At 49.2% G+C, this 21,429-nt stretch carries 18 protein-coding genes; 5 read left to right on the top strand and 13 right to left on the bottom strand.

Annotation, left to right across the window (positions count from 1 at the left end; genetic code table 11):
• Nucleotides 1-332: 332 nt before the first annotated feature.
• Both AC3WRW_RS26795 and AC3WRW_RS26790 read left to right on the top strand, forming a co-directional pair.
• Nucleotides 333-3,095: an alpha-mannosidase gene (locus AC3WRW_RS26795; protein WP_492549277.1), complete on the top strand. Its 2,763-nt coding sequence runs from the start codon at nucleotides 333-335 to the stop codon at nucleotides 3,093-3,095.
• A gap of 30 nt (nucleotides 3,096-3,125) precedes the next feature.
• On the top strand, nucleotides 3,126-4,406 hold the full coding sequence (locus AC3WRW_RS26790) for a glycoside hydrolase family 125 protein (protein WP_492549276.1): 1,281 nt from the start codon (nucleotides 3,126-3,128) through the stop codon (nucleotides 4,404-4,406).
• Between the two features lie 187 nt (nucleotides 4,407-4,593).
• Here AC3WRW_RS26790 and AC3WRW_RS26785 read toward each other — a convergent pair whose 3' ends face one another.
• The 4 genes from AC3WRW_RS26785 to AC3WRW_RS26770 all read right to left on the bottom strand — a co-directional run bounded on the left by AC3WRW_RS26785 (nucleotide 4,594) and on the right by AC3WRW_RS26770 (nucleotide 9,363).
• The gene (locus tag AC3WRW_RS26785) at nucleotides 4,594-6,201 is read right to left on the bottom strand and encodes an extracellular solute-binding protein (RefSeq protein ID WP_492549290.1); all 1,608 of its coding nucleotides are present in this window, start codon (nucleotides 6,199-6,201) and stop codon (nucleotides 4,594-4,596) included.
• A 618-nt stretch (nucleotides 6,202-6,819) separates the two neighbouring features.
• Nucleotides 6,820-7,392 (bottom strand): beta-class carbonic anhydrase, encoded by a 573-nt coding sequence (locus AC3WRW_RS26780; RefSeq protein WP_492549275.1) that lies wholly within the window; start codon nucleotides 7,390-7,392, stop codon nucleotides 6,820-6,822.
• Nucleotides 7,393-7,582: 190 nt separating this feature from the next.
• On the bottom strand, nucleotides 7,583-8,749 hold the full coding sequence (locus AC3WRW_RS26775) for an ABC transporter permease (RefSeq protein ID WP_492549274.1): 1,167 nt from the start codon (nucleotides 8,747-8,749) through the stop codon (nucleotides 7,583-7,585).
• On the bottom strand, nucleotides 8,746-9,363 hold the full coding sequence (locus AC3WRW_RS26770) for a biotin/lipoyl-containing protein (RefSeq protein WP_492549273.1): 618 nt from the start codon (nucleotides 9,361-9,363) through the stop codon (nucleotides 8,746-8,748). Before AC3WRW_RS26770 ends, AC3WRW_RS26775 begins: the two co-directional genes overlap by 4 nt.
• Nucleotides 9,364-9,602: 239 nt before the next feature.
• Between AC3WRW_RS26770 and AC3WRW_RS26765 the strand changes: the two genes are divergently transcribed.
• A complete protein-coding gene (locus AC3WRW_RS26765) occupies nucleotides 9,603-10,190 on the top strand; it encodes a TetR/AcrR family transcriptional regulator (RefSeq protein ID WP_492549272.1) in 588 nt (195 codons plus the stop codon).
• A gap of 68 nt (nucleotides 10,191-10,258) precedes the next feature.
• On the opposite strand, the gene AC3WRW_RS26760 is transcribed toward AC3WRW_RS26765, so the two are convergent.
• From AC3WRW_RS26760 to AC3WRW_RS26730, 7 genes are all read right to left on the bottom strand, one after another.
• Nucleotides 10,259-10,630 carry a hypothetical protein gene (locus tag AC3WRW_RS26760; protein WP_492549271.1) on the bottom strand — a complete coding sequence of 124 codons (372 nt, stop codon included), beginning with the start codon at nucleotides 10,628-10,630 and terminating at the stop codon, nucleotides 10,259-10,261.
• A 1-nt stretch (nucleotide 10,631) separates the two neighbouring features.
• Nucleotides 10,632-11,132, bottom strand: coding sequence for a hypothetical protein (locus tag AC3WRW_RS26755; RefSeq protein WP_492549270.1), 501 nt, complete (start codon nucleotides 11,130-11,132; stop codon nucleotides 10,632-10,634).
• 90 nt (nucleotides 11,133-11,222) lie between these two features.
• Entirely contained in the window at nucleotides 11,223-11,642 is a 420-nt protein-coding gene (locus AC3WRW_RS26750; protein WP_492549269.1) for a hypothetical protein, read from the bottom strand.
• A 248-nt stretch (nucleotides 11,643-11,890) separates the two neighbouring features.
• Nucleotides 11,891-12,706, bottom strand: coding sequence for a carbohydrate ABC transporter permease (locus tag AC3WRW_RS26745; protein ID WP_492549268.1), 816 nt, complete (start codon nucleotides 12,704-12,706; stop codon nucleotides 11,891-11,893).
• A 22-nt stretch (nucleotides 12,707-12,728) separates the two neighbouring features.
• Complete coding sequence (locus AC3WRW_RS26740) at nucleotides 12,729-13,604, bottom strand: carbohydrate ABC transporter permease (RefSeq protein ID WP_492549267.1); 876 nt, start codon at nucleotides 13,602-13,604, stop codon at nucleotides 12,729-12,731.
• Between the two features lies 1 nt (nucleotide 13,605).
• On the bottom strand, nucleotides 13,606-14,904 hold the full coding sequence (locus AC3WRW_RS26735; protein ID WP_492549266.1) for an ABC transporter substrate-binding protein: 1,299 nt from the start codon (nucleotides 14,902-14,904) through the stop codon (nucleotides 13,606-13,608).
• A gap of 26 nt (nucleotides 14,905-14,930) precedes the next feature.
• A complete protein-coding gene (locus AC3WRW_RS26730) occupies nucleotides 14,931-16,094 on the bottom strand; it encodes an LLM class flavin-dependent oxidoreductase (RefSeq protein ID WP_492549265.1) in 1,164 nt (387 codons plus the stop codon).
• A gap of 326 nt (nucleotides 16,095-16,420) precedes the next feature.
• On the opposite strand from AC3WRW_RS26730, the gene AC3WRW_RS26725 reads away from it, so the two are divergent.
• Both AC3WRW_RS26725 and AC3WRW_RS26720 read left to right on the top strand, forming a co-directional pair.
• On the top strand, nucleotides 16,421-17,296 hold the full coding sequence (locus tag AC3WRW_RS26725; protein WP_492549264.1) for a helix-turn-helix transcriptional regulator: 876 nt from the start codon (nucleotides 16,421-16,423) through the stop codon (nucleotides 17,294-17,296).
• A 245-nt stretch (nucleotides 17,297-17,541) separates the two neighbouring features.
• The gene (locus AC3WRW_RS26720; RefSeq protein WP_492549263.1) at nucleotides 17,542-18,174 is read left to right on the top strand and encodes a hypothetical protein; all 633 of its coding nucleotides are present in this window, start codon (nucleotides 17,542-17,544) and stop codon (nucleotides 18,172-18,174) included.
• Between the two features lie 92 nt (nucleotides 18,175-18,266).
• On the opposite strand, the gene AC3WRW_RS26715 is transcribed toward AC3WRW_RS26720, so the two are convergent.
• Both AC3WRW_RS26715 and AC3WRW_RS26710 read right to left on the bottom strand, forming a co-directional pair.
• The gene (locus AC3WRW_RS26715; protein ID WP_492549262.1) at nucleotides 18,267-20,066 is read right to left on the bottom strand and encodes an extracellular catalytic domain type 1 short-chain-length polyhydroxyalkanoate depolymerase; all 1,800 of its coding nucleotides are present in this window, start codon (nucleotides 20,064-20,066) and stop codon (nucleotides 18,267-18,269) included.
• Nucleotides 20,067-20,640: 574 nt separating this feature from the next.
• A complete protein-coding gene (locus AC3WRW_RS26710) occupies nucleotides 20,641-21,270 on the bottom strand; it encodes an NUDIX hydrolase (RefSeq protein WP_492549261.1) in 630 nt (209 codons plus the stop codon).
• Nucleotides 21,271-21,429 lie beyond the last annotated feature (159 nt).

The raw sequence follows: 21,429 nt of genomic DNA, 5'->3' as shown, positions 1-21,429 counted from the left end.
CCATCCTCTCCTTTCTCTGCTTTTTTCGGTTGCTGCTAACGCTTACAATCGTCATCTAGAGTGTAGTGAAAACCGGGGTCCTCCGTAAATATGTCAAATCTGCATTGTCATTCTACAGCTTTCCGGCAGGCCCAGACTAAGCGTTACGATTGGCCTTATTGTTATATTTCCGGGGGCGCTATGTCGTTTTTACATGCGATTATCCCCGTGCAAATCATACATATTGTCAACCGCTGCAAGATGTGTGAATCTGTCTACGAAGTTATGAGGCTCGGTTTGCGAATCCGGGCCTTATGCGTTTGAACGCGAAGACCAAAGGAGGCTTTAATTCGATGACAAGGAAAGCGGCTCATCTGATCTCACACAGCCATTGGGATCGAGAGTGGTACATGCCGTATGAGCGCCATCACTATCTGCTGACAGAGCTGATGAACGATCTGCTGGACATGCTGGAGCAAGACCCCCGGTACCATTATTTTCATTTGGACGGACAAACGATTATTATCGAAGACTATTTGCAGGTTCATCCTGAAAAAAGAGAGCAGTTGGAAGCCTACATCAAGGCAGGCCGTATCATTATCGGACCTTGGTATGTCCTGCAGGATGAATTCCTGACCAGCTCGGAAGCGAATGTCCGCAATCTGTTGATCGGGCATCAGGATGCCGCCAAGTACGGCGTCATCTCCAAGCTGGGCTACTTCCCCGATTCCTTCGGCAACATGGGGCAAGCGCCACAGCTGCTAAAGCAGGCGGATATCGATACGGCCGTGTTCGGGCGAGGCGTAAAGCCTACCGGCTTCGACAATGTAGTCATTGATACGAACGGCTCCGGCTATGAATCGCCATACTCGGAGATGTACTGGTCGGCTCCGGACGGCTCCACGGTGCTCGGGATTTTGTTCGCCAACTGGTACAGCAATGGGAACGAAGTTCCGGTGGAAGCCGAGGCGGCCAAGGCATTCTGGGACAAGCGTCTCGGAGATGCGCAGAAATACGCATCCACATCGGAACTGCTGTTCATGAACGGCTGCGACCATCAGCCGATTCAGCGCGATCTTGGCGACGCTATCGATACCGCCAAAGGGCTGTACCCGGATGTGGAGTTCATACACTCCAGCTTCGAGCATTATATCGACGCGCTCAAGAAGGAGCTGCCAGATAACCTGGTGACCATCCAAGGGGAGCTGCGCAGCCAGCATACGGACGGTTGGGGTACGCTGGTCAATACTGCGTCCGCCCGCGTCTATCTGAAACAGCTGAACCAACTCGGACAGACGCTGCTGGAGAAAGGCGCAGAACCGCTTGCTGCACTGGCCACACTGGCGAGCGGAAAAGCCTACCCGCATCAGCTTCTCACCCATGCGTGGAAAACGTTGATGCAGAACCACCCGCATGACAGCATCTGCGGCTGCAGTGTGGACGAAGTTCACCGTGAGATGGTCACGCGCTTTGACAAGAGCCGGCACTTGACCGAGACGATCATCGACGAAAGCTTGCAGGCTATAGCCGGACAAATCGACACCGCTGGCGTAGCTGCCTGGCCGGAAGGCAGTCTGCCTGTCACGATCTACAACATGACCGGCTGGGAGCGTACGGGCACTGTCCGTATCGAGTTGATCGCCGCCAAGTCCTACTTCAAAGAGGGGCCGAACCCGCCGGCAATCGCGGAGCGTCTGGCTCAACTGCCTTTGAATTTGGACAAAGGCGTGCTTCTGGATGACAAAGGACAGTCCCTCTCAGTCAAGGCGGAGGATCTGGGCGTACACTTCGGCTACGAACTGCCGAAGGACAAATTCCGGCAGCCTTACATGGCACGCAGGATCGCCCTAACCTTCGAGGCGCAGCAGGTTCCGGCGCTCGGCTTCAAGACGTGGGCTTGGGTAAGCGAGCGGGCTGCGCAAGTCGAAGCCCCACACCCGCACAGCCCGCTTGTTGTGACGGACTCCGGCATGGCCAACGCGCATATTGCGGTCCGCATCCATGCAGACGGCTCCTACGATATTCTCGACAAGGCGACGGGCCATGCCTACGAAGGTCTGGGCGTGTATGAGAACTGCGGCGATCTGGGCAACGAATACGTCTTCCGCCAGCCTGACGGGGATGTCGGGTTGACGACCAAAGGCCTCAAGGCTCAAGTGACGCTAGTGGAATCCGAGCCTTATCGCGTTACCTATGAGATCAAGCATGCCTGGCTCATTCCGGCTTCTGCATCCGAGCTGTTCGAGGAAGAGAAGCGGAAAATGGTTCCATTCCGCAAGCGTACCGCTTCGCGGTCGAACAATCTGGTGTCGTTTGAGTTGACTACCCGCATCAGCCTGGAGCAGTCCGGCAAAGGCGTGCACGTATCCGCGTCCTATCATAACCAAGCCAAGGACCACCGCCTCCGGGTGCTGTTCCCTACAGGCTTGACGGCGGCGACACATCTGGCCGACTCGATCTTCGAGGCTGCCGAGCGCGATACGACGCCAGCCGAGGAATGGATTAACCCGAGCAACGCGCAGCACCAGCAAGCCTTCGTCAGCGTATCGGACGGCACGATCGGACTTACGGTCGCCAACAAAGGGCTGAACGAATATGAGATTCTGCGCGACGGCAAGAACACAATCGCCGTCACTCTGCTCCGCAGCGTGTCTGAGCTGGGGGATTGGGGCGTATTCCCGACGCCGGAAGCGCAATGTCTTGGCGATCACACGGTCGAGTTCGCGATCTATCCGCACGCAGGCACCGCGATTCAATCCGGCACCTTCGCCGCAGCGTATCAATTCCAATCGCCGTGGTTCCATACGCTTACGCCGGGTCGGCAGCAGGGCTCGCTTCCGGCTGAGCATCAAGCGCTAACTTGGAGCGGCCCGTCGCTTGCGCTGTCAGCGTTCAAAATGTCCTTGGACCATGACGATATCATAGTCCGTATGTACAATCTCGCTAACGAGGCTGAGCCGGTGACGCTGAATCCTTCCTTCCCGGTCGCTTCAGCTTACCGGAGCGACATTCTGGAACGCCGGCACGAACCAGCCGAAATCGCGGACGGGTTTATCCGTGACACGGCAGGCAAGTGCGAGATTATGACTTATGCCCTTCAACCCAAGCAATCCTAAATCCATTGCCATAGGAGGAATACATCTATTATGAAATTACCTGCATCTATTACCGAATTCCTGAACGAAGCCGACCTTAAGCTCGCCCACAACCCGAAGCTGCAGAAGCTGTTCAGAAACTGCTTCCCCAACACGCTGGAAACAACGACCAAGCTGCTCGACGACGGCACCACGTTCATATTTACCGGCGATATTCCTTCCATGTGGCTGCGCGATTCGACCGAGCAGGTTCGCCATTACATTCCGTTTGCCAAGCATGACAAGGACCTGCAGCGTATCTTAGGCGGTCTGATTGCCCGTCAGATGTTCTATATCAACATCGACCCTTACACCAATGCTTTCAATGAAAGTGCAAGCGACAAGCACTACCGTGATACGGACGATTGCGACCTGAACCCGTGGATGTGGGAGCGAAAGTACGAGCTGGACTCTCTCTGCTTCCCGGTGCAGCTTCTGCATGCTTACTGGAAGGAAACTGGAATCACCGATATCTTCACCACTTCCGTTTACCAAGCGCTAACCTCCATCGTGAACGTGCTGATCACCGAGCAGCATCATGACCAGAAGTCCCTGTATCACTTTACCCGCCAAACGAAGCTGCATACGGAAACACTGCAAAACAACGGGCGCGGTCTTCGCTCCAACTACACCGGCATGACTTGGTCCGGCTTCCGTCCGAGCGACGACGCTAATCTGTACGGCTACAACATTCCGGGCAACATGTTTGCCGTCGTCATCCTCGGCCACATCATCGAGATTGCAAAAGAGATCTACAACGATGTGCGCCTGGCTGCACGCGCCGAGAAGCTGCGCGCGGAGATCGACTTCGGCATCCAAACCTACGGCATCGTCGACCATCCGAAATACGGGAAAATTTACGCCTACGAAACCGACGGCTACGGCAACTACTGCCTGATGGACGATGCCGGAACGCCGGGCTTGATCACGATCCCTTACATCGGCTACACCGGCATCGACGATCCGATCTACCAGAATACGCGCCGTTTTGCACTTAGCTTCGATAATCCGTATTATTTCGAGGGCAAATACGCCAAAGGCATCGGCAGCCCGCATACGCCGGGCGGCTATGTCTGGCACATGGCCTTGTCCGTGCAGGCGCTGACCTCCAACAATGCCGACGAGATCAAAGAACTGATCCAGACGCTGATCGCTACGGATGCGAATACCGGCTACATGCACGAAGGTTTCCACCCGGATGACCCTTCCAACTTCTCGAGACCTTGGTTCGCCTGGTCCAACAGCTTGTTCGCAGCCTTGATTTGCAAGGCTATGGACGAGGGGCTCGTCTAATCAAGAGGTGACCGACCTCACCCCTTTAGGTCATACATCGCATCATCCAAGACAAGCTCCCTGCAAGCCTTGACCGGCGGCGGGGAGCTTGTTTGATTCGTGTCGCAGCCTTTGCTGGATAACACGAAAAAAGCGGGCATAAAGGCCAAATCCACCTTTACACCCGCTTCTATTGTTTAGGCCTACTTTAGTTCTTTTTCCAACGATCGTATGCTTTTTGGTAAATCTCTTGGAATCGGTCCGAGCCCATTTTCTTCAGCGTTTGCACATATTTATCCCAGCCGTCCAGAGACTCCTGTCCGGTGATGAACTTCGCTTCCATCTGCGCGACGTACGTAGTGAGATCGGAACGCAATGCCGCCACTTCGCCCGATTCCGCATCCGTCAAGAACAACGCTGGGAACGGCACGCGTGCGCCACGGTCCAGCAGCTTGGTCTTGGACTCGTTTTCCACCCATTTCGCGAACTCGTCTTTTACAGGCTCATCCGGTACTACCATTGGCGAAGCGATACCGAAGTTAGGCGTAATCTTGGAGCGGTACGTCTCTCTATCTTCTCCGTTCGGCACAGGCAGATACTCGATTTGGGATTTGGAGCTGTCCGTATATTTCCACAGAATGCCCTCTGGCCCCTTGTTGAACAGCATTTCGCCTTCCGGAGAGTACATGTAATCTACCCAGCGGATCGACGCTTCCGGAGAAGGATTCGACTTGGAGATCGCGAACGTGCCTGTTGAGAAGCCTTTGTTTTTAGCGATAACAGGGGCACTCACCTTGTCGCTGCGGACCGGGCTGAACATCACGTCCTCGGTGTTAGGCTTCCCGCCGTGCGACATATAGGCATGCCAGTCGGAGAACAGGAGCACCTGATCGTTTTTAATCTTGGCCTTCTTCTGATCATCTGTCTGCGAGAAGGATTCGTGATCCAACAGGTTTTCCGCCCACAGCTTGTTCAAGTAAGTCACGTAGCCTTTATAGGCCTCTTCAGCCGGTGTGTAGTGAACTTTGTCTTTATCGTCGACGTACAATTCTTCCTCATACGCTCCGAATGCGCCAAGAATCCACGTGCGGATATCTCTCAGCTTGATGCCTGAGGAAGATGACAAAGGAATCTCATCCTTCTTGCCGTTCTTGTTCGGGTCTTCGTCTCTGGCACGCTTCAGCAGGTCGTACAACTCATCCGTCGTCTCCGGCAGTTTCGTCACATTGAGCTCCTTCAGCATCTTGCCGTTGTACCACATCGGATTTCGGTACCACGGCTGATAAGGCTCGATGCGGGGCAGAGAATAAATATGTCCGTCCGGCGCTGTGATCGACTTGCGAATATCCGGCTTATCTGCCAGCACTTTCTTGATGTTCGGTGCGTATTCATCGATCAGCTTCTCCAAAGGAATCAGGATACCTTGGCTTCCATAATTCTGCTCTTCGGCCTGCGTAAGCTTGGATGCAAAGAAAATGTCCGGATAGTCGCCACTGGCGAAAACAAGGTTCTTCTTCGTATCGAAGCTGTCCCGGGGAGCATTCCGGTACTCGATCTTGATGCCCGTGAGCTTCTCCATCTCCTGCATAACCGGCATGTCCTTCCAGTTCTGAATCCCCATATCCGGTGCCATGATGGATAAGGTTAACGGCTTCTTCACAATCGGGAACCCTTCTTTATTCAAGGAGCTCTCCTTCGAGTTTCCGCTGGCGCTTGCAGCGTTCTCGTTCTCTTTTTTGCTCGCGCAACCGCTCAGTACGGTTATTGCCATCACTGCGGCGAGTGCGGACGCCATGACTTTCTTCTTTCTGTTCAACAATTGCCTGTCCTCCCTTATGATCTTCTATGCAATCCGTCATAATCAACGAAGGCCCTAACCACCCGGCTCTGTTCGCTATTATGATCACGCTTGCAACATGCTTTCCTGCGAGGCATCGCTGTCTCAAAACGAAACAAGCTGCTAGCGCTTACAAAATGAAGCTTAAACTTTGCAGTCTTTCTAGTAAATATGTCGTTTTTGTGCTGTCAAAGCCCCCGTGCTTCCCCGGTTCCAGAGCATGATGGTTTCTAAATAATCGGGCGCGCATCGGTTAGGCTGACCGGCCTGAATATGTCATTTTTGAGAGGCTTATTGTCAGAGCAAAACATACATATTATCCATTTTTCATGACAACGGGAGCAGGTACGGTCATTTCTACGACTTGTGAGGCAACCTTTTGTACAGTTATTCTTCCATTGTAAAATTAAGGGAAAAGTTCCCTCTAATTTGACTGTAGAAGCTTGTCAGATCCTTTTAACAGGAAAAACTCCCTCTATTTGGCCGATTTCATGAGAATTCTCTCAATTCGGTCAAATTAATGGGAGTTTTTTCTTCTATATTCCCTGTGAGGTCATTTATCGAACGCCTTAGAGGGAGATTTCCAGTTAGCTTCTCCTACGATTCCTGATCTTTATAACCGTCAACGATTAAATCCAGCTTTCCTGTTTCCGGGTCGATTACAAGACCATGAACGGGAATGTTTCTTGGCAGGAGCGGATGGTTCTTAATCGTATGCACGCTTCCTTTGACGGAATCTTCCACACTGTCGAAACCGTGCAGCCACTGCTGCAGATTAATACCGGAACTTTCAAGGGTGGCGATCGTATCGGAAGATATGCCTTTCGCCTTCATTTTATTAATCGTTTCGCCAGGGTCAATGCAACCCATGCCACAATCATGATGTCCGACCACAAACACTTCATCGGCATTTAATTCATATACGGCGACAATCACGCTGCGCATAACGCTGCCAAACGGATGTAAAACAATCGCTCCAGCATCTTTAATGACTTTGGAATTTCCATCCTTAATATTGAGCGCTCGGGGAAGAAGATCGGTAAGCCTTGCGTCCATACAAGACACAACGACCATTTTTCTATCTTTGAATCTAGATGCTTTATATTTTTCATATTCTTTCTTCTCTACAAACTCCGAGTTAAATTGCAGCATATCATAAAGTCGGTCCAAGCTCTCACCTCATTTTTCTCTTGGTATCTTATCATTTTATCATAACCTACGAAGTACCCTCAACAGGCCATAATGCATTCTTATTAGAGAATCCAAACCATCTTTACTTTTGATCTCCGGATCCACTAATTGCTGAATAATTATCCATAATCACACCTCCTTTCACAGTAAGATCACAATTATTCCCATTTTACTGCATTTCTCCTCCGATGATCATATTCTGTCCCATGATGGCCTTTAATTTACGCGCTTCCCGAAGCATCAGCAGTCCGATGAACAAGGACGCAGCCCCAATAATGATCAACAAGGCCCCGATCTCCAAGCCGTACGCCGTTAGCGTGCCGCCCCGATACCCCATTCCTCGTATGAATCGGTTAAGCCAGTTCATTGGCAACGGCCAAGCGGTGACTTGAAAAAAAGTCGGCAAGGCAAGCGGAGTCAGCTGAATGCCGGTCACAAGGAACGACGGATACAAGATCACGCTCATCCGCGAGCTTACTTTTGATGCATCTTTGGCTGAATAACCAATGAACATTGCCAACAGAGACAAGGCCAAAGAATAAAGCAGCAATGGCACGATAAAAAGATAAGGCTCCGCCACGAATCGCATATTCCCGACTTGCTTTAATAGTCCATAGCTTAGTAGCAATGAAATGGCAGTCAAAACGGCATACGGCACACTGCGGACCCAAAGCTGCAGAGGCGAAAAGCCGCTCTCCAGCAGCTTCCCCTCCTTTCGAAGACGAGGAGCGATAGCGCCGGCGGCACCGATTGTCAGCATTAACGCAACAATATTCACAAAACCGATCACCATCGTGCTGATAAAGCTTGTTGTCGGATTAAACAGCATTCGCTGCTGGAGCGACAACGGAGAGATGAGCCCTTTCGACGTTTCGGGGTCAACTCCTTGCAGGGCGAGGCGGGTCATGGAATGCGTCATATTTTCCGTCGTGATGATCTCCTGAATGGCTGTACGAATTCCGGTTAACCCCGAAGGCATCGAATTGTCCATCAAAATTCCGATGTTGGAGGACAGCCCTTGCAGCTTGCGCAGCTCCAGTTGGACAGGAAGCACAATGACAGCAACGGCTTTTTCGTTCGTCAGCAGTGTTTCAGGATCCACGGGGTTCGGAAATACGTTTGTCACCTTCAAATATTGGGAGGCATTGAGTTTGGCAGTCAATTCCCGCGAATACGCACTATGGTCCTCGTCAATGACAACAACCGGCGATTTGTTAATCTGATTTTTGGAGAACATGAACCCGAAAAACAAAGCCGCAATGAGCGGAGCTATAAAGATGACCATTGCATATTTGCTGCCTGCTACGTATTTCCACTCCTCAATCAGCGATTTCATCGGAGGTCCACCTCCGCAGTCATGCCCGGAAGGAGATCGTTGTTGGCATCTATAGCGATTCTGACGGCATACATGCTTAAATCAGCTTGCCCTTTTTCGCGGGTCATACGCAAGCTCGCAAATTGAGGAGCGGAAGCAATTGTAGCGACGACTCCGTCAACATTCGCAGGACGATTCATATACGGAAAACGAACGTTAACGCTTTGGCCAACCTTAAGTTTTTGAATCTCATCCTCTTGTACATAAAAGTCCGCATAGTACGTGTTTTTTTGCAAAATGGCAACCGGCTTCCCTTGCACGAGACGATCTCCCGGTTTTACTGCGATTTGGCTAACCGATCCGTCATCCGGCGCCAATACATTCTCTTCGCCCCCTTCGAATTGTACTTTAAGTAAAGGGGTGCCTTTTGTGACGGAACCGCCAGCTGCCGTGTTGACATTGACAACTGTCCCCGCTCCCTTGTCGTAAATAACCGTTTTCTGCTCCGCCTCAAGCACGGCTTGTTTCTTGTACTCCGCTTGGCTGACGGCATCTTTCCCGTTTACAGCAAGAAGCGTACCTCCTACGATAAGCAAAATCGCGATTGCAAAATATAAACCCATTTTAAATTTCATTGTCCAGTTCTCCCTCTTTCATTCTCCTAAAATAGTCTGCATTTTGCTGCCAAAGATCTCCTTAAGTCTTCTCAAAGGAAGGTTTCATTTGCCTCACACCTCACTTTTTAAAATATGATGTTCGTAATATATTATAATCATCATATTTTAAGGCAGTCAACACTTTCGTGAAATTGACTTCTTTAATTATGATATCTATAATATTTTGAAGACGAGTTTTGCATGAAGAGGTGACTGCGATGCCATATCCTGATGGCCATAAGATGAAAGTTCGGGGACGTATCATCGAAAGCGCTGCTAAAGCGTTTCGCACGAATGGAATACGCGACATCAGCGTTCCGTTCATTATGAAAGGCGCCGGTCTGACGCATGGGGGATTCTATTCACACTTTGAGAATAAAGAACAATTAGTTTCGGAAACTTGCCGCTATGCCATAAGCGATACAATCTCACTTTTGCAAAAAGCGGCTGAGATGGCGGAGGGAGCACCTAAAATTGATGCGGTTATCGATTTCTATTTAAGCTCGGATCATCGTGATCAAACGGAGATGGGGTGCATTCTCCCTGCCCTTTCCAGCGAAATATCCCGATCCTCGGATGAGGTGCGTCAAGTCTTTACCCGCGAGCTGCAGCGGATGATTGATTTTATTTCTGATCTGGCGCAAATCCACAAATCAACTGGCAGTGCCCTGATTAGCATCATGGTCGGCGCGCTTGTCCTGGCACGGTCTGTAAATGATGCCAAGCTTAGCGACAGCCTCTTGACAGCGGGCAAGCAGCAGGCTAAGGAGCTAGTGAAGACCAAGCGATTTCTGCGTACGGAATAAAAAAACCGCCATGTGATTTCTCACTTGGGCGGCTAAGTTCCGGCTGAGGCGAAGCTGTGTTTATGGTTTCAATGTTTGTTTACAAACTCATCTTTTACACTTTGCATTTGAGAAATATGACGTTTGGCATGCTGACATAAGAAATAGATATACTGGTATACATCAATCTTTCCAAGATCATTTACTGTCATCATAGTTTTATATAAAATCCCTTCACCGTTTGGTATTTCGTTAAGTATCTCCTTGCATTCATTTATCTGCTCTTCCAGTATTCTTTTTATTTCAAATATTGTCTTATCGCCTATTGGCTCCATATGTTCTGGTCTTATCCAGACAAATGATTTATGTTTTTCAATTTGCTCAAGTTCACCTAAATTATATTCATAAGTAGAAACGGCTTCGTTTAGGTTTATTCCAGTGCGAAAATAACTTTTATTCACGTTACTGTTGAAGCTGATTCACCAAATCTACCAGCTCGGATTGAGCTAATTTATTGTTGCCGAGCTGCTCACGATTACCGTCAATATAATAAACAAATCGAGCTAAGAAACCATTTTGACCTTCCCACCATATTGATTGACTAGTCATGTCTTCTTGATAATACGCTTGTTTGCCACTCTTAAGTTCTAAAGGCTGCTTGCTTTGTTTAGGTATTTCCTCTGGTTTATCAATAACTTTGCTTAAAATGTATCTTATTTCTTGCATAGTTTGCTTGTTTTTATAATGAAAAACAAATTGTTGGAGATAGTCTGGATCGTCAATCACGATTTCGGAACGAACCTCATTAACTTCAAATGGAAATCTAAAAGGTTCAGAAAAATCATAAAGCATTGATTTACTTCTTACATCAACCTGCCTACTACTACACCCGCATATTAAACAAATAAATATTAACAACACCAAAAAAAACCTCATTTTTCCACCCCACCAAATTTTACTCATTAGGATGGTATAAAGTTGCGTTAAAGTTCTTCGTTAGTTTCCCAGTTAGTTTACCCTCGTCTGTTGGGATCTTTGAAGAATCTTTGAAGATTAATTAACAGGGTCATTATTTATATATCCAACAAAAAAGTTATAAAAATCAAGAATGATAAAAACCGCCGTTAACGAGCCAAACAGTTTAAACACGTCGTACCTAGATTTGAAGGCATCCGCTGCATAAATTACTTGAGGGTGAAGCAGTCCAAATAAAAGCAGTACTCCCGACATAGCCGAAATTATGGTGAGAAGGATCGAGAAGTTACTAGTCCCCCTTTCCCCGAGATTCATCAATAGAATCAAGGAGATGCCTAGAACCACCAAAATACCGCACATGATAAACTTCAGCACCTTAATGATCGCTTTTTTCAACTTATCTGACTTCCTTTTGGCGTAGTATCCGGTGATCAAATCGTTTTCCAAAAAACTGAAGAACCGCTTTTTGCTTCTTTCCTGTCTCGAAATTTTGTTCATCGCTCTTTTAAATTTCCGTTGCACTCGATTAGACATATTCATACTCCCTAAGTTATGTTTCCAATTATTTCTATAAGGAATTATCCATATCCTCCCGTTAGACTAACAAAGGGTGCCGATCAAATATAAGAAAAAAACCTGCAAATCGTACAGGTTAAAACAGAGCTAAACTCTCTAAATGACTCATTTTAGAGGGTAAAGCCCTATTTTACCTGTATGAAATGCAGTTTTTTCAAACGCTCTTCCACTTACCCCTTCAGCGAGCCCGCCATTACACCGGCGATAAAATACCTCTGCAGAAACAAGAACAGCACAACCATAGGCGCCGCGGTAATGACCACGCCCGTGAGCACCATCGGGTAGTTCGTCACGTACTCCCCGCGGAATTGCAGCATCGCCAACGGCAGGGTCAGCTTGGACTTGCTGTTCAACAGCAGCATCGGAATGAGGAGATCATTCCAGACGATGACGAACAGGAACGTCGCCGTCGCCGCGAGCGATGGCGCAGAAAGCGGCAGTGCAATGCGGGTATACAGCCGCCATTCACCGGCTCCGTCGATGCTGCCCGCCTCTAGAATTTCCCGGCTCAGCACCTGCATGAAGCCCTTCAGCATGAACACGGTCAGCGGCATCAGCATGGTGACGGAGACAATAATGAGCCCGAGCAGGCTGTCGGACCAGCCCAGCTTATGCGTGAGCGAATAAATCGGCAGCATGTTTACCTGCGAGGGGACGATCAGGCCGGCCAGGAAGAGGCCGAACAGGATTTTGCCCGTCAGACCGCCCAGCCGGAAAATCGCGTACGCGATCAAGCTGCCCAGCAGCAGCTCCAGCAAGACGGTGCCCAGTGTCACTTCAACGCTGTTCATGAAATATTTGCCTAACGGCTGGCCGTTCACCATCGCTTTGAAATTATCCCACGTGAACGGCTGCGGCCAGCCCAGCGGCGAGGCAAAAAAGCTCTGCGTCGATTTGAACGAAGAAATGAACACAAAATATAACGGGGCTGCAATCAAGACAGCATACAGCGCCAGGATGACGCGACCGAACCATTTGATTCCCATAGCTCCAACTTCCTCTTCTGACTTAATACGAAACGCGATCCGCCCGCAGCGCCTTGAATTGCAGGGTCGTCAGCACGGACAGCAGGATCAGGAACAGAACTGAACTCGCCGATGCCATGCCAAATTGATAACTGGAAAACGCCGTGTGGTAAATGTACGTGGTCAGGATTTCCGTCGCATAATTCGGTCCGCCATCGGTCATGGTGAAAATCAGATCAAACGCCTTGAACGACTGAATCGTCGTATACGCGACGACTATCGTGGCCGACGGCGCGAGCAGCGGCCACGTCACCTTGCGGAACACTTGCCAGCGCGTGCCCCCGTCCATCCGGGCTGCTTCATACAACTCCTCCGGGATGGCATGCAGGCCGGCGACGAAAACGATCATCATTTGCCCGGCGTGCGCCCACACCTGAACCCCGGCGATCGAGAACAACGCCAGCTTCACGCCACCCGTCCAGTTCTGCGTCCACGCCCCCAAGCCGATCTGTTTGAGCAGCGAGTTCAGCAGGCCGATCGACGGATCGTACATGAACGACCAGATGAGCCCCACCGCAACGGACGACAAAATCGTTGGAAAAAAGTACAGCGCGCGCAGGAACAGATTGGCCTTCGATTTCTTGACGACCAGCAAGGCGAGCGCCAGCGAAATGACCGTCTGGGCGATCACAACGACCAGCATAAATTTGGTATTGTTCCACAGCGCTTTATGAAAAACGATGTTCTGCAGCGTCTTGGCGTAATTGTTCAGGCCAACGAACGCATAGGACGGCGATACGCCGTCCCAATTGGTAAAAGAGTAGAACATGCCCGTCAGCGTCGGCACGAGGAACAATACGAGATACAGCAAGGTTCCCGGCAGCAAAAACAACCACAACAGCCCTCGATGCCGTGTCATTTTATTTCACCAGATGCTGATCGATGATGGCTTGCGCCTCTTTGGCAGCATCTTGCGGGGATTTGCCGCTGAGCACGGCTTGAATCGAGTTCGTCACCGCTTTGGAGTTGTCGCCGTTCGTGATGCTGTAGCGCGGTTGGAAGATCGTCTTCTTGTTCGCCCACTCCAGCGACACTTGCAGCTCCGGACTTGTGTAGGAGACGTCCTTCACGGTTACGTTCTGGCCTGTTTCATTGGCATACGTGCTCGCGATTTCTTTGCGGCTCAAGAACTCAATGAATTTCTTCGCCTCGGCCGGGTGCTTCGACTTGCTGTTCACGCCCAGCAGGAACGTAGTCGTATGGATACCCTCCGCCTTCACTTGATCCGCGCTCACCGTGATCGGTGCCAGCAGCTTCTGCTCGAGGTTCGGATTTTGCTTTTTGTTTTGCGCCAACTGGTAGGAGCCGCTGGCCAGAATCGCCGCTTTCTCTTGCGTGAACAGCGCGCCTGCCGCCGCATCCTTCGTACCGAGCGCATCCTGTTGGAAGTAGCCTTTATCGTTCAGCTCTTTGATTTGCGTCAGTGTTTTGACCCAGAACTCATCGGTCACTTTGGCCTGACCGGCTTCCACTTTGGTGAAAATATCCGTGCTCGGCTGATTGTTCATCACCATCGTGTTCATGAACTGACCTGGACCGATGTCCGCCCCTGCAAAAGCAATCGGGATGATGCCATTCTTCTTCAGTGTCTCGCACAGCGCCAGGAAGCCTTCCCAGTCCTTCGGCGGCGTTAAGTTGTATTTTTGGAACAGTTTCACGTTGTAGATGGGATCGTTATAGACGAGCTGGTAGGGCAGCGCCAGCTGTTTGCCGTCTTTTTTCCCGGCTTGAATCAGGGTCTCGTTATAGCTGCTAAGGAACTTCTCGCTCGACAGATCCGTGTACAAGCCCGCTTTGTTCAGCGCCTCGAATTGGGAGCCGGGGAAAGAAGCGAACACGTCGCCCACGGAGCCATCCGCCAATTTGGCTTGCGCAGCCGTTACATATTGATCAGACGGAAGTGTCTGCATTTCGACTTTAATATTCGGATTTTCCGCCTGGAATTTTGTGATAATGCCATTGAAAGAATTCACGTCTTCGCCCCGGAAATGCAGGAAAGAGATCGTGACGGGCTTGCCCGTATCCGCCGCTGCGGAGGTAGCACCTGCGCTGGAGCTGGAGCTGGCTGGCGCTGCACCCTCTGAGCCGCAGGCCGCCAATACGGAAAGCAGCGTGAGTGAAGCGATGAGCATGGTGCCTTTTAACCGAAATTTTTTCATAGTAATTCCCCCTTAATAGATGCTTCTTAGTTCGTTTCCACAGTTATCGCTTGAAGCTGTTTGTGCTGCCATTTCTGCTTGAATAGCGGCAATGCGGCTTGCCCGAAAATCTCTGCTTCTTCCAAGTGCGGATAACCGGATAAGATAAAGGAGGAGATCCCCAGCTCTGCATACTCGATTAACCGATCGGATACTTGGTCGGCCGTTCCTACGATGAGGATCGCGCCGCCTGAACGCACGATGGAAAGTCCGGTCCACAGGTTGGGTCCCACGACAAAATTTTGATTTTTGGACAACGCTCTTAACTCATTCTGACGCCGCTGATTCGTGGCATCGGTTTTGGCAAACTCCGCTTCCGCCAAAGCGACAATCTCCGGCGGCACTTTGGAAATAATCTCCCAAGCCGCAGCCCAGGCTTCCTCTTCCGTGTCGCGGACGAGCACCTGTGCGCGCAAACCGTAACGAAGCGGACGGTCGACGCCGGTTTCTTCCCGGTAAGAGGCCCGGATCGTCTCAATTTCGGCGAGCTGCTCGCGAATCCAATCCAGCGGCTCTCCCCACATCAAGTAGGTATCTGCGCTCTCTACCGCCAAACGCTTGGCAACCGGCGAGCTGCCGCCCAGATAGAACGGAGGATGCGGCTGCTGCACGGTGCTCGGCGAAGTTACGGGCCGCTCGAATTGATAGTACTTGCCTTTGTGCGTGAGCGGTTCCGTCGTCGGGGCAAGGTGGCTGACCGGGTTGTTCCAAGCCTGCTTCATCACATCGACAAATTCATGCGCGCGTTCATACCGCTCATCGTGCGCATGCGCCAGCGGATCGCCGAGCTCTTCCAGGTCTCTGACGGAGCTGCCCGTCACAATGTTGAACATCGCCCGGCCCCCGGACAAACGATCGAGGCCTGCGCCCATTCGCGCTGCTTGTACAGGAGCGACGAGCCCTGGCCGGACGGCTACGAGCGGCCGCAGCGTCTCCGTGTGACTCATCACTGCGGAGCCGACCACCCATGCGTCCAAGCAGGTGCTGCCGGTCGGAATGAGGACAAATTCAAATCCAGCTTTTTCCGCGGTTTGCGCGATATCGATCATATATTTCAATGTTGCTTCCCGTTCTGTAGCAACGCCTATATACTTGCCGTCTCCCGTCGTTGGCAAAAACCATCCGAACTCGATCTCTTGTTGTGTGGACATACGGATCTCTCCCGTCAATTTAGATGATAGTGGAGCGCTGTTCTCTCAAAGCGTTTATGCATTGTTTCTGTGCAGTCATGCGCTCGTGAATATCTCCAGTTGACCGGTTGATATCCGATTAATTTAGTAGGAATACAATGTTTTATTTAGAATACCAGCAGACAATGCTTCTTGTAAATGTCACTTTGCGGTATTAATTTATCATTTTGTGGTATGATCGAGAAGAAAATAGATTGTAGTTTCACTCTATTTCCTTTAATATAAGCGGAAAGCAGCTTGATGTTGGTGATAACCTTCATATCAACTTGGAAAAAAGAGGTGTCGTCATGAGACCCAATGTGCGCGAAGACCATCACGAATTCCTGGAGATTTATCACCTGACCCCCTCGGAATTTGAAAAAAACGGCAATGCCTGGCCCATTCGCATCGGTGCCAATACCGCCAAACCCAATTATCATATTGGGCCGCGCACAACCCCTTGCTACTATCTCGTCTTTGTGCTGGAGGGTGAAGGCACGTTCCACTTGAACGGTCAAACCTTTCCGCTGGGCAAGCATGACGTTTTCGGCCTTTTCCCGCAAGCGACCCATGAGTATTACACGAACCCGGAGAAGCCTTTGCGCAAAATATTTATAGCATTCGACGGCAAAGAAGCGCTGCAGCTCTTGGGACGGCTCGGCCTGAGCCCGCAAACGCCGCATTTATCCGGGGCGCTTACCGAAGATTGCTTGCTCGCCATGTGGGACTTATTCATTTGCGTGAGCGATGCGGACCAGCCAGCTTCGGATTTGCTGCGGTTGAGCCGGTTTTATCAAGTGTTTGAAGCGGTGGCGGACATTGCCAAAGGGACCTCGATGGCAGAGACAGGCCGTTCGGTTCCCTGGCTGCAAGAGGGACTAGAGTACCTGCAAATTCATTATGCGGAGGGCATCACCGTGGAGCGCGTGGCGGAGCATGTGGGGGTTGAGCGGACGCATTTTACCAAACAGTTTCGTAAAGCTTACGGCATGCCGCCCATGCAGTACATGCAATATTTAAAACTGAACGAAGCCAAGCGGCTGCTTGAGCAAAGTTCCCTCAAGCTGGCGGAAGTCGCGCATACCGTGGGCTATCCGGATTTGTTCAGCTTTTCAAAGGCTTTTAAAAAGCAGACGGGCGTACCGCCGAAGCTGTACCGGCAGCATTATAGAGCGCGAGGGTAGAGGGGCTAGCGTTGGACCGGCCTCCTCCTGCCATAGGCAGGGTCGTTCCAGTAAAAATATCCCATAAGGAGTAACTTGTGAACAATTCGACATTATCGCAACGGTTACTTACAAAATTCAATCGCTTTCATATTCTTCTTATTATCTTTGTATTGCTTGTTTCATTAATTTGCTATTATCAAAACGATTTTAAATTCCCCCGTAACTATCAGTATGAAAAACAGAAAGCCTCAAACGGCGTCATCTTGCATACAATTCGGACTACTCCGGATAATATCCGACTTCAGGCCATCGATACGAATGTAACGAAAACACCTTATTACGGCATTAACGGAGGATTCTTCTGGGAAGGGGCTCTGTTAAGCATTGCGGTTATTAACGATCAACCTCTCAAAGGATTGCCGGGTGATTACGGTTCTGGTTGGTACAACACTGGCGTTGACAATAACTTAAAACGTGGAACACTCGTTTGGGATGACATCACGAAACACTTCTCGATTCAAGTAGTCACGCATGCTGGAGAGTTGACTGTAACAGATAAGCACCATTATTGGGCTCAGGGGGGTGTCAGTATGAGGCTTAACGATAGCTTGGGTTGGGAGAACGATATGATTTCTGAGGAGATGCCTGCTTATGACGAAAGTCGTATGCGTACGGCAATTGTATATGATAATCTAGAGAACATGTATATGATTGTTACACCTACATACTGTACGATAGCAGAGTTTCGAACAGCCATTCTAGAAACGTTAGGCGACCGAAGATTAGTAGACGGCATCTATTTGGACGGAGATGGTTCCTCCCAAATGCAGTGTCGTTATGTCCGGTTGAATGGCGATCACCGCCAAGTCTATCAGATGCTGGCTCTAATCCAATAAAATAATTCCAAGCGTTTATAGAAGCAGCGGAGCCACAGGATTCATTGGCTCCGCTGCTTTTTTTGAAATTTAGAGGCTGCTAGTCGTCCTATCTAATAATTTACAATAAGCTGAGGCGCATATGTACTATCCTCTCCGCCATAGATTTCCAAAACATCGGATGTGATGTCCGCAGGCGTGGACGCTTTAAGCCGAAGCTGCGTTCTTCCTGTTTTATTAATGTAAGTAAAGGCGCTAGATGGCAAGCTTACTTCTGTATAAGCATTGTTGGAAGCAGGTACGGCAATCGTCGCGATGCCTGTCGCTGAAGCAGCCGCTCCATAGTCGCCTTGCTCCAACCCGCTGACGCTTCCAAAGAATCCGTTTTTAATATCCACGCTAATGCTGTTTACTGTTCCTGAAAGCGATTTGCGGTAAATCCGCAATTTGACGCTAGAGATTGTTGCAGTACTCGGCAGAAGACTGGTATCAAACGAGAGGATGGTTCTGTAGGTATCAACGTTCGTCATCCCTTTATCGCCAATCTTGTGAACGGTGGTGCTTAAACCATCGGCTAAAAGTTGGCCAGCAAAGCCATCCTCAGCTGCAATGGATACCAACGTGGAGGAGTTTCCTGCCGAGCTGATCGTATAGGTTTGTGTACGGATAGTCTCCGCGTTTCCTGCCGTGTCCACACTGAAGTACTTCAACGTGGCAGTAGCGCTAATCGTGATGGAACCTGAGTAGATGGCAGAACTTGTAGTAGGTGTACTGCCGTCTAGCGTATAGTAGGTTGTTGCCGGTTCATTGGCAGATAATGAAACGGTGACCGGTGCGTTGAATGTACCTCCAGCCGGTGAGGCCGAAGTTACAGGAGGTGTCGTATCACCGCCACCACCACCACCACCACCATTGCCGCCTCCAGTGCCATTCATTGGATGGGCCATAAAGAAATCATAGGACAGTTGAGAAGCATTGGGTCCTTGAGGATCGGTATACGAACCCGAGCTGCTGCCACCGGACCAAGCATGCCCCATAGAGGTGACCGCGTACTTTTGCATAACGATGCTGCCTGTGGTGCTGTCCTTGTAGTTGTACACCGTATAGCTGCGTCCTCCTGATACTGTGCCATTTTGAGTAGAGTCTGGTTGGTCGGTGATGTTATTGTTATCTATGCCGTCAGATGCCATATCGTTCGTTTGTGCCCATTGGCTGATGACTTGGTTCCCGTTGACAGGATACACGATGTAATCCGACGTACCGTGGAATACGATGACCGGCACGATTCTTTTGTAGCTTCCCATTGCCGAATAAGCCGCATTGCCTTGGGATACCGGGTCGGGTCCGCCACTAATCATTGCTGTGTTGGCCGCAGTCAAGCTCGTAGCGGATTTATACTCCAAGCCTGAGCTGACGTTAATGGCGGCGAATATATCCGGATAAGTAACGCCCAATATAACGGACATCGCCGCTCCTGCAGATAACCCCGCCACATATACGCGATTGCTGTCAATGGAATATTGACTCTTCACTTGATTAACCATCCCCGCAATAAGCGCAGGTTCCCCGCTGCCACGGGACTGATGGGCCGGGTCGTACCAGTTCCAGCATTTGTTTTGATTCGCGGACGATGGTTGGTCCGGATAAATGACAATAAAATTTTTGGATTCGGCCAACGTGTTCATCTGGGTACCGGCAGCAAATTGGTCCGGATCTTGTGTACATCCATGCATCATAACGATCATTGGGACGGCAGTCCCCTTCTGATAACCGCCGGGAACGTATATTTTATAAGTTCTACTATTGTAAGTTTGTGATGTAAAGCTCCCTGCTGCTTGGGCTGCCGGCATGATGGACATGAATAGGGCCGCCATAAGGGCGCAAACCAGCCATCTATAAACCATTTTTTTCATCAAAAACTCCTCCGCTTCGATTGGTGTGTATCCGCTTTCATTTCGGGGCATCAAAAAAGTTAACGATAGTTTGACTAATGTTTTGAGTCTACATCATCTCCCTAGGATCTATTGTAAAATGCATAGAAGAAAAGCGTTCTTCAACAATAAATTACCATGACTAAGTTACTAATGAGTTACAAGGGGATTGTGAGGCATTAGAGAAAGTTTATCTCCAGTATGAAAGAAAAAAGAGCAGCTGCCTGGCCCGGCGATCTGCTCCCATCATATGTGAATTATGAGCAATCCTTAATATCACATTTATTGATTCACGTTTCCCTAAAAACACAAAATTTTGAAAACCGTTAAGTTCTATAGAATCTGCAAAGTTAATTCCAAACCGACCTGTTGCCTCTAAAAAAACTTCTTTTGTAAACTTGTCTTTAATAGAACTTTCGATATGAATCTCCTCAAATAAGAGACAACTCGGCAATGCTTTCCCTGGGCTTTTGACGACCGTTAACGTGCAAATGGCTTACATTGTCACCTGAGATATATGCACTGTTATTTAAAGCCTTTAGTACTAGAATTGTCTTTAATGAGATTGTAAATGACTGTAAATCAAACTTAACACCTTATCATAATAAGATTCTTCATGCGGAACGAATCGATCTTTCCCCACACTTTTATTAAAAAACACCCTATTTCCGAGCTCATCAACTACGAAACCTTCAACATTAATTTCGTCTTTGTCATTTTTCCAAAGTGCAAGAAATTCATTAAACTCAGCCTTAATAATTCCTGATACTTCTTCTTTTTGCAAAGTAAAATCATTAAAAGAATTTTTTGATTCAAAAAGATAAACATGAGCTAACTCTTTATCAATGAGTTCTTTACTTATTACGCAATAATTAATAACCCCTAATGATATAAGTTCGTTTATAGACACGTTGATGCCGATTTCCTCTCGAACTTCCCTAACACCATCTTCTATCGCTTCATGAGCTAAAATATGCCCTGCTGCTGTAATATCAAAAAGTGAAGGATAGTCCTTTTTTTTATCACTACGAATCTGCAAATAAATATAATCTTGGCCTGCCTCTTTATATATGAACCAACAATGAAATGTTTCATGCCAGTAGCCGATTTTATGAACTTCACTTCTAGTAGCTACACCTATCGGTTTCTTATTATCATCAAATATATTGAATAATTCATTTTCCATTTCTTATTCCTCCAATGTTATCGTGGTGAACTTAACCTGATTGTATATCAAAGCAAAAAGTCTTTTTCTTTTTCCACCATTATATTCCATATTATCACTTCATTATCCTGCCCGCCCGATAGCTAAATGAGGCCGCCCGATTGATCTCGCGGCGGCCTC

The organism is Paenibacillus sp. FW126-R14 (assembly GCF_058789495.1).
The sequence above is the reverse complement of the archived record's forward strand: the minus strand, read 5'-3'. Positions and strand labels throughout refer to the sequence as shown.